This window comes from Limnohabitans sp. T6-5 (genome assembly GCF_003063315.1).
GTDB lineage: Bacteria > Pseudomonadota > Gammaproteobacteria > Burkholderiales > Burkholderiaceae_C > Limnohabitans_A.
The window spans coordinates 127,116-144,805 of the sequence record NZ_NERV01000001.1; the positions used below are offsets into that span (position 1 = coordinate 127,116).

The 17,690-nt window shown below is 57.5% G+C and carries 6 protein-coding genes; 1 reads left to right on the top strand and 5 read right to left on the bottom strand.

The window, feature by feature from the left end; translation table 11 throughout:
• Positions 1–34 precede the first annotated feature (34 nt).
• Complete coding sequence (locus B9Z51_RS00420; RefSeq protein WP_233254767.1) at positions 35–8,737, bottom strand: GH36-type glycosyl hydrolase domain-containing protein; 8,703 nt, start codon at positions 8,735–8,737, stop codon at positions 35–37.
• Between the two features lie 277 nt (positions 8,738–9,014).
• On the opposite strand from B9Z51_RS00420, the gene B9Z51_RS00425 reads away from it, so the two are divergent.
• Entirely contained in the window at positions 9,015–9,623 is a 609-nt protein-coding gene (locus B9Z51_RS00425) for a hypothetical protein (protein ID WP_108370881.1), read from the top strand.
• Positions 9,624–9,791: 168 nt separating this feature from the next.
• On the opposite strand, the gene B9Z51_RS00430 is transcribed toward B9Z51_RS00425, so the two are convergent.
• From B9Z51_RS00430 to B9Z51_RS00445, 4 genes are all read right to left on the bottom strand, one after another.
• Positions 9,792–11,774, bottom strand: coding sequence for a site-specific recombinase (locus tag B9Z51_RS00430; protein ID WP_108370883.1), 1,983 nt, complete (start codon positions 11,772–11,774; stop codon positions 9,792–9,794).
• A 308-nt stretch (positions 11,775–12,082) separates the two neighbouring features.
• On the bottom strand, positions 12,083–13,264 hold the full coding sequence (locus B9Z51_RS00435; protein WP_108370885.1) for a hemagglutinin repeat-containing protein: 1,182 nt from the start codon (positions 13,262–13,264) through the stop codon (positions 12,083–12,085).
• A gap of 12 nt (positions 13,265–13,276) precedes the next feature.
• Positions 13,277–13,675: a hypothetical protein gene (locus tag B9Z51_RS00440; RefSeq protein ID WP_146187655.1), complete on the bottom strand. Its 399-nt coding sequence runs from the start codon at positions 13,673–13,675 to the stop codon at positions 13,277–13,279.
• Complete coding sequence (locus B9Z51_RS00445) at positions 13,675–17,676, bottom strand: hemagglutinin repeat-containing protein (protein ID WP_108370889.1); 4,002 nt, start codon at positions 17,674–17,676, stop codon at positions 13,675–13,677. Before B9Z51_RS00445 ends, B9Z51_RS00440 begins: the two co-directional genes overlap by 1 nt.
• Between the last annotated feature and the right edge of the window lie 14 nt (positions 17,677–17,690).

The following is a 17,690-nucleotide window of genomic DNA, read 5'->3' on the forward strand; positions in this document are numbered from 1 at the left end:
CTTGCATGCGCCCCGATGACCAAGAGAGCAGGACTCAATCAGGCATGTGCACTATGACACTGTGGGCACCGCTGTCGTCATGCAACGACAACACCGGCGTTGCTTGCAATACGCCATCGAGATAAAGTCGCGTCTCCGAAGTTCCCGCAATTTTTTGCACATCAATCGCATACACGGTGCGGCCATAGCGGTACTGCACCGCAAAACCACCCCACGCGAGTGGCATGCGCGGGGAAAAATGCAGCGCCTTATCTTGCAGCTGAAGCCCGAGCAAAGACTCCAGGATCAATCGATACATCCAACTCGCCGAACCGGTGTACCAGGTCCAGCCGCCACGACCTTCGTGGGGCGCCACGGCATAGACATCCGCAGCCACCACATAGGGCTCCACCTGATAGCGCGCCACCTGCTGTGGGGTGCTGCCATGATGCAAGGGATTGATGATGTCAAAGCATGCCCATGCCCGATGCTGATCACCCATTTCTGCAAAAGCCATGGCAGCCCAAATGGCCGCATGGGTGTATTGGCCGCCATTTTCCCGCACCCCCGGCAGATAGCCCTGGATGTAACCCGGGTTGAGCGATGAGTGATCAAACGGCGGCGTCAACAACTGGATCAAACCCAGATCGCGTCGCACCAGTTGTTGATCCAGCGCGTCGAGCGCACTGTGGTTGCGCGTCGCATTGCCCCCCCCAGACAGCACGGCCCAACTCTGGGTCAACGAGTCAATCTGGCATTCCTCGTTGCTGGCCGAGCCCAGCGGCGTGCCGTCATCAAAATAGGCGCGCCTGTACCATGCCCCATCCCAGCCATGTTGCTCAATCGCCTGGCGCAATTGCTCAGCCTCGGCCAAACACTGATCGGCAAAGGCCGTATCGCCAAAATCTCGGGCCAATGGACTGAAGCGCTCAAGCGTGTCAAACAGAAAAAAGGCCAACCAAATGCTCTCTCCTTTCCCCTTGATACCGACGAGGTTCATGCCATCGTTCCAGTCACCCGAGCCCATCAAAGGCAAGCCGTGTACCCCCTTGCGCAAGCCATGGCGAATGGCACGCACACAGTGCTCGTAAAGAGTGGCGCGCTCCTCAGAGACGAGGGGCAAGTCGTAGTAAGAATCCTCTTCCGTGTTCAGCGCACGTCCCTGCAAAAAGGGCGCCGTCTCAAGCAGCACCGTCGTATCGCCCGTGGTCAGCACATAACGGCAAGTGGCCTGGGCCAGCCAGAGGTAATCATCCGAGCATTGTGTGCGCACGCCCCGCCCTTGCGGCGGATGCCACCAGTGCTGAACATCTCCCTCGCTGAACTGGTGTGCAGCACAACGCAGTAAATGTTCACGCAGCAAATCGGGCGCGGCATGCACCAATGCCATGGCGTCTTGCAACTGGTCGCGAAAACCAAAAGCGCCGCCCGATTGGTAAAACCCGGTGCGCGCCCACAACCGACATGCCAGGGTCTGGTACAACAGCCAACCATTGGCCAACACATTGAGGGCGGGATCGGGTGTCTGCACCTGCACCGCACCCAGTGTCTGCTGCCAGTAAGCATGCACCGCCTGCAGCGAGGCCTGCAGGGCATGCGGCTCGCGCAAGCTCTGCACAATCGCGCTTGCATCGTCCAAACCACGTCGACCAGCCGCACCGAGACGGAAAATGATCACCCGCTCCTGGCCGTTGACCAACTCGAATGGCACTTGTACCGCCGCACAAGGGTCCAGTCCCGGCCCCACCCGGTTGGACAAGGCCACGCGGTGCATGGCAGCCGGATGACGCAACGAGCCGTTGCGTCCCAGAAATTCGCGCCGATCACCACTCACCGTGACACCGGGGGCTCGTGTACCACCGTCGGCATCCCAAAACGCCATGCGGTCGCCAAATACGGGGTTATAGGGATTGCGTGCCAGAATCGCGCCGCTGTGCGGGTCGATTTCAGTGCTCACATGCATGGCCGATTTGGACTGAAAATCACCCAGCACCCATTCCACATAACCGGTGGCAGAGAGCTTGCGGTTACGGCCTGAGCGGTTGCGCACCCGCAGTTGCGAAAACTTGATGGACGCCTGCACATCCACAAACACTGTGAGCTCGGTCTCAATGCCATCCTGGGTGTGCTCAAACACGCTGTAGCCAAAGCCGTGACGTGTGACATGCAAACCATCGCCCCCACAGGGCAAAGCGGTAGGCGACCAGAAAACACCAGATGCGTCATCACGCAAATAGATGGCCTCGCCCGAGGGGTCGCTCACGGGGTCGTTACTCCATGGCGTGTAGCGAAACTCGTGCGCGTTTTCGCTCCAGGTATAGGCGCTTCCACTTTCAGAAATGACAGTGCCGAAATTGGCATTTGCAATCACATTGACCCATGGCAGCGGCGTGCGCTGCTGGGCCACACCGTTGAGCACTGTCGTGCGAATGACGTATTCGCGCCCATCGGCTGAAAACCCACCCATGCCATTGAAGAACTGCAATTCCGCAATGTCACTGACGCTGGCTGCAACTGGCAAGGCCTCTGCGAACGTTGGGCCCTGTGTGGGCGACAACTGCAGGGGCATCGTGCGCGCCTTGCGTGACATGTGGCGACTGGCTTGGCTCTTCAGTGAGCCCTGCGTGTCAGTGATGATGACACGCGCCACAGTCTGGAACAAGATACGGTCTTCGGCTGGCATATGTTCGGCAGATCGGACAAAGATGCCACCGGGTCGGACGGTCCGACTCGCTTCGATGCCGACAGCAATCAGTCCCAATATCTGCTCTTGCAGAACCTGACGATAACCAGCATGGTCTTCGTTCCAAATCACCAGGTCCACCTCCATCCCTTTGAGGCGCCAATAGGCAATGGCCTGCACCATCTGGCGCACCAACTCAATGTTGTCCACGCTGCTGATTTGCAGCAAAACGATGGGCAAATCGCCCGAAACACCATACCCCCACAGGCCAGATTGGCTGCGTTTGTTGTGCCCCAGCACGGCAGCCTGAGCGCGTTGTGCGGAGTTCAAGTAAATCACCGAACTGGCCAAACGCGCAAAGACTTGCGCATCCGCCTCAGACGCATTGATCTGCTGCAAATTGACCCAGGCATGCGTGGTGGCCAAGTCAACGACCCGGTCGGCCAGATGGATGTCGCGGTATTTGTCGATCAAGTTCAGCGCTTGGCTGCGCACCTCGGCCACGCCAGTCAACATGTCGACCGTCACGGTTTGCTGGGGCTGCAGCGTGATGCGCTGACGAATGGCCACGATGGGGTCCAACACAGGACCTTCCGAATCACCCAGCAGACCCGCCGCACGCAGCGCCAGGGGCGCATCCAGCGTGTTCATGCGACCGACAAAAGCCATTCGATCGGTTTCGTAGGAGATGGTTTGTGCTTCGGCCCCATGCACTGCCATCAGGTGAAACAACCAGACGATTGATTCAGACTCTGAACGGGGTCTGCGATGGCAAAGAATGGCCTGCCGTTCGCGCTCGATCTCGGTTTGCACAAACAGATTGCTGAAGGCCTGATGCAGGTTGTCGCCTGCGCTGGGCGCTAGCACCACCTCGGCATAACTGGTGACCTCAATGGTGCGGCGAGTGCGCGCGCGGTTGGTAATGCGAGTGCGCCGCAACTCAATATCATCTTCGGGCGAAACCACCATGTCGGTATGAATCTCAAACCCATGGTCACGGCGGCGGAATTCAGCTCGGCCCTCTGTGAAGATGGCCTCATAGCTGTCGGTGTGTTGCAGCGTTGGCTGATGTGTCGTCGACCAAAATTCGCCACTGTCCACATCGCGCAAATAGCAAAAAGTACCCCAGTTATCACGCGTTGCATCCTCACGCCAGCGGGTGATTTCCAAATCCCTCCAGCGGCTGTAACCAGCACCCGTCTGGCTCACCATGACGTGGTAACGGCCGTTAGAGAGCAGATGCACTTCGGGCAACGCGTCGGGGTTACGCAACACGCGCAACGGGCTGGTCTGGCCAATGGTGCTTCGGCGAATATCGGGCAGCTCGGGCGCGCGCGCATAAAAAACGTTGGCATTCGGAATGCGTTCCTGTAGCAGCAACATGGTGGCTTGGAACTGAGGGTCACTGGCAAAGCGTTTTTGCATGGGCTGGTCCAGCAGCACATGCGCAAAGGCCAGCATACTCATGCCCTGGTGGTGCGCCATGTAAGAGCGCACCACGGCACCATTTTGGCCACGTGGTACGCGCGCTGGGGTGTAGTCCACGGCTTCAAACAGGCCAAAGGCTCCTTGCAAGCCGTCTTGCACCAAACGTTGCAAATTTCGGCATGCCGCATCAGGCTGCACCATCAGGGCCAGCGCTGTGGCGTAGGGGGCAATCACCAAGTCGTCCGACAGACCACGCTTGAGCCCCAAACCGGGCACACCAAAGGCTCGATACTGGTATTTGAGCGCTGCGTCCACGGTGTTGTAACCGGACTCCGAAATGCCCCAAGGCACGCCGTGCTGCTCACCGTAGGCGATTTGAGCTTGCACCACCGCCTCGCACGTCTTTTCCAAAAGGGTGTTGGCATAGCTGGGCATCACCAGGTTGGGCATAAGGTACTCGAACATGGAGCCGCTCCATGACAACAATGCCGTGCTGTTGCCAGCCGTGGTCAGTAGTCGCCCCAATGCAAACCAGTTATCCTGCGGCACCTCCCCTTGCGCAATGGCCACAAAACTGCACAACCTGGCCTCGCTGGCCAGCAGGTCATAAAAGCCGACGTCCCGCCGATGCTCGTCCAAGTTGTAGCCGACTGCCATCAAATGGCGAGTGGTGTCGTACAAAAAACTGTAGTCGACGCGGGCCATATCGGCGGCCTCTTGCGCCAGCTGGCTCAGTTGTGCCATGCGTGATTGCGCAGGTAGACATCCAGCAGCGGCCAAAGTGCGCAAGGTCGGCATGGTGTCTGCTCTGTCGGCGGTCGCACCCAACGGCAAGACTTGCAACCATTTCATATCGTCCTGCAGTGCGCGACATTGCGCCAGCAGGGTTTGCGCCCAGTGGCGCAGGGGAACATCGTCCGCCACATCCACATCGGCGTCCAGCAAAAGCAACATGGCCGTACACAAGGCTTCGGTACCGACCAGCCATTGGGTGGCATCTCCCTGTGTGCTCGGTTGCGCAGCGCAAGCGGCTTCCAGGCTTTGCGTCAGATGCGCCAGGGCATGCCGCAGTGGCGCACCAGCATTTTTTGGCAAAACCTGGTTGACATTCCCCAAGGCGTCCAGCAGGCCATCGAAAGCGCGTGGGTGCAAGATGGGCTGGTCGGCAATCGCCAACAACGCCGGTCGCAAAGTCAGCAAATGGCCCGCCAAATTGCCACTGTCCACCGACGAGAGATAACGAGGCAGCAGTGGCGTCAGTGTCTGTGTGTCATACCAGTTGAAAAAATGACCCGCATGGCGCTCCAGACGCTGCATGCTTTTAAGGCTGTTGCCACAGCGCTCTAACAAAACACCGGCGCTGATATATCCGAAGTCATAGGCCGACACAGTGGCCAGCAGCGACAAACCCATATTGGTGGGCGAGGTGCGGCGGTCCAATATGGCCAGCGGGTTTTCCTGGTAATTGTCCGGTGCCAACCAGTGATTTTCTGCCGTCACAAACTCCTCAAAAAAAGCCCAGGTACGTCGAGCCAGACGACGCAGGAACATGCGCTGATCGAGAGTAAGTTGCTCTCGGCGTGAAGCCAAAGGACGGCTGATCCACCAAGCCAGGAGCGGCGCTGTCAGCCACAGCATCAGCACCGGAGCAGCCTGTGCCAGCATGGCCGGATTAAACACCATCAATGCCAGCGCCGTGACCACCGCCAACAGGGGGGCGGCCGCCAGATGCCAGGCGCTGGCCAACAGGTCCCGAAGCCCACCAGGTTTGCAACGCGTCCACTGCTGAGGGGCATCACCCAGTGAAGCTTGCCACTCCAGCAAATGTCGGTGCGTAAACACCAGTCGCACGTGGGTGCGGACAATGGCATCCAGGCTGAACCATGCCTCATGGGGTAGCAGCACCAGCGTCAGTGCAGCCTGGGCTAGCCGCTCGAATGCGCCATCGAGCACCCTGCGGGTATGCAGACGCCAAGACAGTTCTCGCGGCTTGCGTGTCAGCGTCACAAAGCTGCTGAGTGCGGGTGGTAACAGCAAAAGGCTGAGCACGCTCAATGTCCAAGGCAAGGTGCTTTCAAACTGAGTCCAGCCCAGCAGCAGCAAACCCACCATGCTCACAGCCACCAGGCTGCGCCGCAGGTTGTCCATGATTTTCCATTGAGACAGCAAACTCAATGGGTTCTTCGTGCGCTGACCAAGCTTGGCCGTCGGAACTCGGGGCAACACCCAGGAAGCGATCTGCCAGTCGCCACGGATCCATCGACTGCGGCGTTTCACATCGCTGTCGTACCGCGCTGGGTAATCGTCATAAAGCTGTACATCGCTGACCAGTCCAGCACGGACATAACAGCCTTCGAGCAGGTCATGGCTGAGGATGCGGTTTTCAGGGAATCGAGCATTCAATACGCCCTCAAATGCATCGACGTCGTAGATCCCCTTACCGATAAATGAGCCTTGGTGGAACAAGTCCTGGTAAACATCGGAGACGGCTCGGGTATAAGGGTCTACACCCGCTTCGCTGCCCATCAGACGGGCATAACGCGAGCAGTTGGTGCTTTGTAGGCTGACAGCCATGCGCGGCTGCAAAATGCCATAACCTGCAGTGACGCATCGACTACCGGCGTCCAGGTGCGGGCGGTTCAGCGGATGCGCCATGGTGGCGGCAAACTTGCGTGCAGTGTCGCGCTGCAACTGGGTGTCGGTATCCAACGTGATCACATAACGCACCTGCCGCAAAGGCGTTGTATTGCCTACGACGCGCAAGAACTCGGCATCAGACTTGCCCCGCAGCAACGCGTTGAGCGCACCCAGCTTGCCACGCTTGCGCTCATAGCCCATCCAGACTCGCTCTTGAGGGTTCCACAGGCGTGCGCGGTGGAACAGAAAAAACGTGTCTTGCGCTTTGCCCGGGTATTTGTGGTTGAGTGAAGCAATGCCCTCACTGGCGAGCGACAGCAGTTCGTCATCGTCCTCTGCATGCTCGGTGGGGGAATCGACCCAGTCTGTCAGCAAGCCAAAGTGCAGATGTGGATCTTGGTTGGCCAGATAGCGCACTTCCAGTGCCTCCACCAACGCTTGGACACCCTGCGGACTATCGAGCAGGGTAGGCACCACCACCAAAGTGCGCGCCTCAGGAGCGATGCCACTGGAAAAGTCCATACGCGGCAGCACTTTCGGCGTGACCAGTTGGGCTGCGGCCCAGTTCACCAGAGTCACAGCAAGTTGGCTGGACGCCAGCAGAGCAGCCATCACAAGCAGTACCCACTGCCATGTTTCAAGCCCCTGGCCCAAACCGGCTTGCAGCAGCAAGGCGCTGGCAAGCAGGGTCAACAAAGCAATGATCCAGAGATACAGCGGTACCGCTACCGTTTGAGCCCAGCGCTGTATCGAAGCCAGCAGGCCATGCTGTACCTGCGCGGCCTGCTCCAGCATCGCCAGCCCGTCACCCACCAGGTAATAGCCCACATGATCCATCGCAGCAGGCCGGGTCAGAGGTGAATCGGTGTCTTGAGTGATGAGCGCGTTTTGCGCCAATTGCACCGCCGTGCACGCCACATCGAATTCGGTCATGCCGCTGTGGCGGGCCGTTTTTTCCACCACATGGCGGTACTGGTCGCGCGTATTGAAGTCCATGTGGCTGTACACACCCAGCGGGTCTTCGCGCAACTTTCGCTCCACGCCACTCAAGGACTCGACAAACTCGCGCCAGTCAGTCACGCTCAGCATTCGCAAACTTGAAATGCTGTTGCTGATGCAGATTTGGTTGATGGCCTGAGTTTGCGTTTCCGACTGCACCATCTGCTCAATGGACAGATCAACCTCCGAAAGACGCTGCGCAATCCACGTCAGCGGCAGCGCCAAAGCCGAGCTGTGCCCCTGAAGCAGCCGCGCCAGTTCGGCCACAAAGGTGTTCACCAGCGTCGGGCTAGAACGCGCCATATCCGAGATCACAAGGATCAGACTTTTGGGATCATTTTCGGCCACGTGCAGTATCTGCTCGGCCCAGCCCGTGGCGCGGTTGCGCTCGACCATGCTTTCTGCCACAAGCGCACTGATGCGGCGCAAGTTTTCGATCAGCGCCAGACGAAGCATGATGGGTATGGCCCACAGTTCACCGAGCGTGAGTTCCGACACACTCTGATAAGCAGCGACAAAGCGGGTCAGGTTTTCCGGATCAATGCGACCATCGCCATGTGCAATCACTTCCAGCGCAATGTCATAAACACGTGCCAGCCCCTTGGACGGTCCGTTCGCAAGTACAGGCAACTCACGGCCATAGCTCTTGGAAAAATGGGCTCGCGCGGTGAGCATCTGCTCTTCGATCAGGTAAAAGTTATCCAGCAGCCATTCGCCAGCCGGTGTGATACGGCGCCCCTGACGCACCGACTCGAGCAACAGAGTACAGGCTGATTGCAGCACATCCTCGTTATCGCCCAAACGCACAAGCAATTGATCACGTCGGGGTACAGCGCTCAAAGTGTGGGTCTGCGCCAGATTTTTTCCATGACGCTCCATCTGCTCGGTGTTGAACAGTTCGGCGCGCAGAGGCACGTCAACAGGCGCCAAAGCTTGTGCGGGCGCTTGCCACGAAATGGTATTGAGGGCACGCAGCAAAAACGCACGCAAGGCATGGAGGCGATAGTTCAAACAAAAGTTCCTTGAAGTCCGAACTCAGCTTACGTGTTGACTTCGTCACGGTCTGTGCGCTGCTCCACGCCAGCCTCAAGTCAAAACTCAGCTTCATTGACTGTGGCATGACGCTGTCAAGACTTCACACAACTGCTGGGTTGAGCAGCCAATTCATGGGCTTTCACGAAAGAAACAATTGGCTACCATATTTCCTACCTAAGTGTCATAACGAACAGATCCGTACAGAGCGACTGCCTAAGCTGAAATCCGTTCATTCACTTTTTGAGGAAATCCCATGACTTTTACACGCACCACCCTTTTTTCAGCATTGCTGCTGGCCTTCACAGTTGTTGCCACTGCAGCACCGATGTCTAAAGACGAATACAAAGTCGGCAAGGAAACCATCACAGCCAAATACAAGGCTGACAAAAAAGCCTGCGATGCCCATAGCGGCAATGCCAAAGACATTTGTATTGAGGAGGCCAAAGGCGCTGAAAAAATTTCGCTCGCAGAACTGCAAGCCAAACATGAACCGTCCACCAAGCACAACTACGACGTCGCCGTGGCCAAAGCCAAGTCCGCCTATGCAGTCGCTAAAGAAAAGTGCGACGACCAAGCAGGCAATGCCAAGGATGTGTGCCGAAAGGAAGCCAAAGCAACCTACACAACTGCCATGGCCGAAGCCAAGCTGACTGAAAAGACCAGCGAAAACGAAAAGCAGGCCGCCGAAAAGATCACTGACGCCAAGTCCACCGCCATGGACAAGAATGCGAGCGCGAAGAAAGACGCCACCACTGACATCCGTGACGCCAACTACAAGACGGCCATAGAAAAGTGTGATGCTTTAGCCGGCGACGCCAAGGCCAAATGCGTAGCTGAAGCCAAAACCCACTTTGGCAAGTAAGCCATTTCCAGCGGGTGCCAACGCACCCGCTGCGTTTTCGACCACCGCCGCAAGTCTCGCCTCCCAACTGCGCCACACTTGAGCTTGGTCATGGCGACAGACGTCAAAACTGCACATCATCACAACAACCGGAAATTCTCCCAACCAACGGGCAAACCAGCCCTGACGTTAAATTTTGGCAGCGGGCACATCCTCACGCGCAGGAAAAAAGAAGCTCATCGGTGCACGACGCAGACGCTGACGAATGGCTTGATAAATTTGTTGTCGACCTTCTCGGCCAACATTGAGGGCGCGCAACGCAACGCGAAATGCCAAGTAAAAACTCACCCCCACATTGAGCATCCCAATCAGCGGGATACATGCCACAGCCCACCACCACGCATTTTGTTGAAGCACGCCCCATCCCAAGCTGGCGGCTGCGGCACCGAGCTGACCGGTAGAAAGCGTGATGTGCCGCACGTCCAGTCCTAACCCCACAAAAGCCAAAATCGGTGGCACCAGGCCGAGCATAAAACCCAAAGAGATATTGGATGCAAAGCCTGAAATTTGTTGCCGCATGAAGTGGGCCCAGCGCATGGCACGATCCGCACCCAACCAATGGCCGATGCGCGGGTTGTAGCGCAAGGCCGATTGCAAACGGTGAAGTACAAACCAGTTTTCCACCCAGCCACCCACCAGACTGCTCACAAACAGGAGCACGCCAGTGAAGGCCGCAAACAACAAAGAGGGGCCGAACAATGAGAGGGACTCCATGACCTGATTTGCGTGATGGGCGTCCACCATTGGCAGGCCCCACAGACGCTCCATCAGCAGAGACAACACAATCACAACAGGAAACACCACCACGACATTGCCAATGACCGCAGCCACTTGAGAGCGCACCAGGTGTGTCACCTCATCAACAAACAATTCAAGCGCCCCGGGTTGCTTGAGGTCTTGCAATTTAGCGGCCATGGCCGGGGCCGTCATGGCGGGTTGCTTGGTGGCCAGCGTGAAATGAAGCAATTGGATGACGACAAAGCTGACCGCATACACCACCCCTGCCAAGTAACCAAACCAAAAGGCCGATAGACCCAGTGACATCACGCCAAACTTGCCTGCTGTCGTGAGTGCTGTGAGTGCCCCGCCACCTGCCGCGTCGCGCAGCATACAAACATATTCAGCTCGGGTGCGGGTGATGTAGTGTTCACCCGTTTCGGAGCTGCGTTCTGTGACTTTGGCCGCCAGTACAGAGCTGCTGGCCAAAAGGAGTGCACCGATGCTGCGCTGCTCAAGACCCAAGCCTGCCATCTGCGACAGCAGGCGTGCGCTGTACTGGTGGTCACTATCGTTCAGCAGGCAATCCAACAGGCTGCGGATGCGCAGCATGCGCTCGCGGATTTGGCGCAGTCGAAAGACCAAGTCCATGGAGATACCGTGCTCGTCCAAGTGGTTATAAACCGAGGTGGTCGCCTGTCGGCACAAGTCCAATTGGGAACGAAACAAAGCCATCTCGGCCATGGCATCGCCCCCCTGCAGCCAGGCATCGCGCACAGCTTCAAAACAAGCAGTCAGCGTATGAAATGGGTTGCTCTCGCGTGTGGTGAAGTGCATACGCAGCCGCAAATCCGGAGAAAAGCCAGCGGCTCGAATCTGGCTGGTGCAAAAGGTAATGGCTTCGATCAAGGCGTTTTGCCAATGCGTCAAAGGACGCTGGGAAGACGCAATGGGCATCGCAGCTGGCACGCTTAACAGCCCGGCCAAGCGCGCCCGAGTGACCGGACTCAAGGCAGCGATCCATTGCGCATCCCCGGCACGAGTCAGCGCCAAGGCAAACAGCTCACCTCCGTCACGGGTTTCGGGCGTAGACGGGAATAGCTTGCCATGCAGGCGCTCTATCAGTTCGGTGATAAAGGAATTGCGAGTGGCAAAGCCATAGTCGGATAACAAACTTGCCAGATCCAAGTCGGTGATCAGCATGCGCCACCAGTCCTGCATCTGCGCACGTTTTGAAGGGCGCGCATCCAGCGCATCGAGAAAATATTCCACGCGCAACACCGAGGTCGAAGCATCCAAGCGTGAACCACGTACCCATCCCAGCAATGCAATCAGCCAGAGATGTCGCTGCACCAAGGAGGCATTGGGGTCCAGCGTTTGCAATAGCACAGCCATGTCAGGATAAACGGCGGTTACTGAACCAGCGTCTTGTCGTGGCGTTGGCGTTGGCGTTGGCGTTGGCGTTGGCGTTGGCGTTGGCGTTGGCGTTGGCGTTGGGGAGGATGTATTCACTTAAACATTTTGCTTTGCCTCACAAACCGTTTCCGTTTGCTGACACACGTAAACAACATCCCCAAGAGAGTGGAATGAAGGAGGCTCCATCCCCACACTGGCACCCTTATTGCTTCTTTTTTTGCCGTCTCTGGTGGTGTTTTACCCAACCACGATGTTGTCCTGATCATCGACTTTGAAAGCGGTAGTGCCTACGGCTGTGATGTTGCGGCCTTTGCCTGAACGTATGGCTTAGAGCTTGCTTTGTACGTGGTGCTTTTGCCCACGCCACTGCCCTTGCCAGCGCTGGCGCTCAAGGTGATGCCCGCTTGCCCACCGCGTGCGCCCAGTTGCATGCCCACACCAATGCTGCCGCTCTTGTTGCTGGAGTTGCTGCTTTCTTGCGTGGTGTTTTGCGCGGCCACGATGTTCACCTGGTCGTCGGCTTTGAGGGTGGCTGTTTTACCGGCTTGGACGTTGCTGCCTTGAAGGGTGATGTCGCTGTCTTTGCCCGCGCCTGTGGCCGTGATGGTGACGTTGCCGCCTGCATTGACCTTGCTGCCCTTGGCGCTGTCGGCGTTGCTTTGTTGTTGACTTTGGTTGCTGCTGGCTCCGATGCTGGCACTGATGCCGATGCCGCCCATTTTGTCTGCGGCGTTGCCGCCTGCCATGGCCTGACCCGCGCTCAAAGCGCCTGCACCTTGTTTGAGGTTCATGGCCGCATTGGCCGCTGCCAGCGCTTGCATGCGGCTACTGCGGGTGTTGCCTGCTGCTTGCAGTTGGTTGTTGGCCGTTTGCAGGGCGCTGATCACCGGGCTGGTGATGGCCAGCGTCAGGCCGCTTTGCTTGAACTTTTGTTCGGTGCTTTGGCTGCCGGTTTCTCTGGCTTCTTTGATGTCCACTGTCTTAGCAGTGATGTCGATGTTGCCGCTACCGGAGGGGCTGTTGAGTCCTGGCGTGATCACATCACTGCCGGTCTGTGTGTAGGTCTGGCCTGCGGTGATGCTCACGTTGCCGCCCGTGCTGCCCACGGTGCTGCCTGCGGCGGTGCTGCCTTGGCCTTGGCTGTCCACGCTTTGCATTTGCTTGCCAAGGGTCACGCTCAGGCCACCTCCACCAAACAGCCCGGACTTGGTGGTTTGGTTAAAGTTGCTGCTGGCGCTGGTGTTTTGCGCTGCTTCAATCTTCACGTTACCGCCTGAACTCAGGTTCACGTTTTGGTCGGCCAGCACGCTGGAGCCTTTGACTGTGAGGTCTTGACCGTTGTTTATCCTTGTCCTGCGCCTGCGACGCGCCCCTGAAAATCCACCGCCACTGCTGCGGGCGTTTTCTGCAACAGCCATCAGGCAACCTCGGGACTTGTTGAAGATCAGGCGGTGGGTTTGGAGGTTCATGGCATTGCTTCCTCAAAATCCCCAGCGATTGAGTTTGTCTGTGCTGGGCCGTAGATTTTCTCGCATCTGGCGCGGGAGACGCCGCTCTTTTGTGTATTCAGATGCCCAGAACTCTTCATGCGTCATACCTCCACGCAGAAGTCCGGCAAGTTCATAGTATGGTTTTGTCAACTCCGGGAAAGATAAAACATCTCCAAAGATTCTTGGATTGACGTAATCAATCAACGGAAATGGCTCTTCCATCTCCTTTGCAATACACAAATCCAATATCGGTTGAAGATGATCCAGCTCTTGGTCGATGATTTCTTTAAAGTACGGAATCTCACGATGTTTAGAATTTCTCATGGCAACACGTAGCTCTAAAGCACTGCGTGCCAATTCATCGTGGTCAAGTTTGAACAGTGTTGCCATCATTGACCTCCAACCTTGATGTTGGTCAGTTTGGGTTCAGTCCATTGACTGCGGTCGGGTATCAATGTTTGCGTGGCATTGCCCACCGCCTTAGGGCCTGCTTTGTTGGTGGCCGTCGCGACATCCGACTGATAAACCGTTGGTGTGGTGCTCGGTTTAGGCAGCACCTCATAGACCTTGAACCCCGTACTTTGACTTGTCGAAGGTAAACCCAATATATCGTTGGCAAGGGATGGATTTTGTTGGATGCGTTGCAGCTGTGCCCTATCGACAAAATAGGGTGATGATTCACCCGGTGCATAGGGATTCTCATTTGCCACTAACTTATACAACTTCGTCTCCGCTGTGGCCTGCATTGGCACAGGGACCGAGCTACCGGAGTTAATCAACTCCTTCATCTTGTCCTGCGCACCCGCACCAAACGTCGCCTGCAAGTCTTTGGTCATCTGCGTGGTGATGCTGGCAGGCACTTGGTCTGTACTTAACCCATGTGTTTGGAATTTATCGGTGCTTGTATGTGTTGGGGCCGCATAGCTTGAATCTGCTGGCGTGATATTGATCTTGTTCAAAGCACCGTTGGCCGCTTTGGCCTCATCTGCAAGGGTGTTGATTTTCGCAGTCTGCGCTTGTTGCGCCCCCGATTTGGCCTCCTGCACTGCCTTGTTAATGTTACCCCCGCTGCCTCCGGGCATGACCAATGCCCCGGCGATTTCGTTGCCGCTGGTTGCGGCTGTGAGTGCTTGATACGCATTTTGATATTGCGGATTGCCCGTTTGCTGGTACATCAACGCCAACGTGTCTTTGCCTAGGTTGGCAACCTGGCGCATGCTGTTGTCGGCTTCGTTGATTTGGAGTTGCAGGTTCGCCCTTTGCGTCGGGTCTGTGGTACTGCGCAGTTGCATTTCTAGACCGCTCTTGTACTGCGCCAGTCCGTTCATGTCTGCAGACAGTTGCTCCATGGTCTTGAGGTTGGTGCTTTCGCTGATTTGCAGCACCTTTTCTTCGACGCGGCTGTTAGCCGCTTGACTCACTTTGTCCCAGGTACTGGTGGTTTCTTTTTTGCAGGCGTCTGTTTTGCATGCGTCCAGTTGCTGCTGTTTGCTTTGCAATTGAGCGTGTGTGAGGTAGTTATTTGACGTCGCATTGAACGCCGTGGCCGCACCTGCCGAACCGCCTGTGGCAGAGCCCACGACGGTGCCTGCGGCCAGGACCAGGGCTTGTTTGAGTTCGGTGGGCAGGTTGGTGTCCTTTAGGGCTTGACCAACTTGGTCAATGACCGCTTGACTGGTAGCCGCCCCGACGGCACCACTGACACCGCCCGTGAGCCCACCCACCACCGCGTGCAAGGCCACTCGGTTTGTGCCGCCTTCTTTCCAGGCCTCGATGCCCGCTTGATCCTTGTTGGCTTTGGCTTCTTCAAACTTGGTTTGTGCGTAGTCCCCCACCACCTTGCTCGCTTGTTTGCCAAACTCGCTGGCAATCGCCACTTGCGCGTTCACTTCGGCTTTGACCTTGTCTTTGTCAAAGATCTGGCCAATTCCGGTTTCCTTGTCGCCCGTTCGGGCTTGCGTGTTGCCCGCCTCGCCGCTGATGCCCGCCGTGGTCGTGCTTTGGGCACTGCCGCCGTCTTTTCCAAAGCCCGCACCGCTCATGCTGGAGCTCAGGGCAGCGCCTGGTGCTGGGGCGCCTGCGCCTATGCCCACACCCACGTTGTTGGCCTTGAAGTTGGCGTTGTTTTGCAGGTCGGTCGTTGTGGTGCCTTGCTTGGCTTCGTAGCTGTTTTTGTTTTGATCCACGGCCGCTTGGGTGCTGGTGATCTGCCCACCAATCAGTTCGGTCTTGCCTTGCACATTGACTTGGAAACCGCCGTCTCCTGCACGGATGGCGCTTTGTTCATTGACGCTTTTGTAGCCGCTGTCGATCTTGGTTTGACCCGCATTTAGGCTGCCGCCTGCTGCCGGGCCAAAGGTGACGCTGCCGCCTAGTTGTTGGCTCTTTTCTTTGTATTGGCTGCTGTCTTGCAGGCTTGCTATGTTGAGGTTGCCGCCACTACCGAAGGGGTTGGTTCCTACCTTGGCCTTGACTTGCTCGCCCTTGACCACTGCGCCTTTGAGGTTGGTGTCGCCTCCACTTTGGATGTTGACGCTGTTGCCCGCTACCTGACTGTTGGTGTAAGTGGTGCTGTTGCCCACGCCACTGCCCTTGCCTGCGCTGGCGCTCACGGTGATGCCCGCTTGCCCACCGCGTGCGCCCAGCTGCATGCCTACGCCAATGCTGCCGCTCTTGTTGCTGGAGTTGCTGCTTTCTTGCGTGGTGTTTTGAGCGGCCACGATGTTCACTTGGTCGTCGGCTTTGAGGGTGGCTGTTTTGCCCGCTTGGACGTTGCTGCCTTGAAGGGTGATGTCGCTGTCTTTGCCTGCACCCGTGGCCGTGATGGTCACGTTGCCGCCTGCATTGACCTTGCTGCCCTTGGCGCTGTCGGCGTTGCTTTGTTGTTGACTTTGGGTGCTGCTGGCGCCCAGGCTCAGGCTGATGCCCGCGCCGCCTGTGGCGTCTCCTTTGGCCATTGCGTCTTGCACTTGGCCTGCACCTTGTTTGAGGTTCATGGCCGCATTGGCCGCTGCCAGCGCTTGCATGCGGCCACTGCTGGTGTTGCCTGCTGCTTGCAGTTGGTTGTTGGTCGTTTGCAGGGCACTGATCACAGGGCTGGTGATGGCCAGTGTCAGGCCACTTTGCTTGAACTTTTGTTCGGTGCTTTGGCTGCCGGTTTCTCTGGCTTCTTTGATGTCCACCTTTTGAGCGGTGATGTCGATGTTGCCGCTACCGGAGGGGCTGTTGAGTCCTGGCGTGATCACATCACTGCCGGTCTGTGTGTCGGTCTGGCCTGCGGTGATGCTCACGTTGCCGCCCGTGCTGCCCACGGTGCTGCCTGTGGCGGTGCTGCCTTGGCCTTGGCTGTCCACGCTTTGCATTTGCTTGCCAAGGGTCACGCTCAGGCCACCTCCACCAAACAGCCCGGACTTGGTGGTTTGGTTGAAGTGGCTGCTGGTGCTGGTGTTTTGCGCCGCCGTGATGTTCACGTTACCGCCTGCACTCAGGTTCACGCTTTGGTCGGCCAGCACGTTGGAGCCTTTGATGTTTTGGTCTTGGCCTGCGGTGATGTTGACGCTGTGGCCTTCAAAGCTGGAGCCTTGAGCGGTGGTGCTGGCGCTTTTGATTTGGGTGTTGGTGGTGGTGCTGGACAAGAACCCTTTGCTGGTGCTCTTGCGTGCTTCGTCAAAGGTTTCGCTGGCCTGGGCTGCGGTGATGTTGACACTGTTGCCTGCTGTGGCTTTGAGCGCTTGGCCTGCGCTGACTTGCGCGGCTTTGGCGTTGAGGTCCTGGTCCGCTTTGAGGATCAAGTTGCCACCCGCCTTGATTTGGCTGCCCACGTCTTGGCTGCTGGACTGGCGCAGGTGGTTGTTGGCGTCCCAGTTGAGGCTTTGGCTGCTTGCGGTGGTCACGGTGCCCAGGTTAAGGTTGTTGCCTGCGCTCAGTTGGCTGTCGCCTGTGCCTGCATTGCTGACAGCTGCTGCCTTCAGGTTGAGGTCCCGCCCGGCGCTGGCCAGCAAGGCACCGGCGCTGCCTTTGACGTACAGGCCGGCCACGCGGTCGATGCTGGTGTTGCTGAAGCTGTTGCTGGATGGCCGCGCTTCGCTCGCAATGACGGAGGATGATGGTGTGGTGGTGCCGTCGGGCAGGATGACAGAATTCTCTACCAGCAAGACCATGTCGCTGGTGAGTTGGGCCACTTGCTCGCGGATGAGGTTCTGTTCATACAAGCCGTGGCCCAGACTCCGTTTGAACTGCTCAGCAAATGCCAGGGCATTGTTTGAATTAGATCGCCGCTTTTCTTGCCTTACGCCGGAGCACCCACCACCACCGCTATGGGCAACTTCACCCACGGCCATCAAGCAGCCTCGGGCTTTGTTAAAAATCAAACGGTGGGCATGGGCGTTCATGGTCAGCAAAGCAA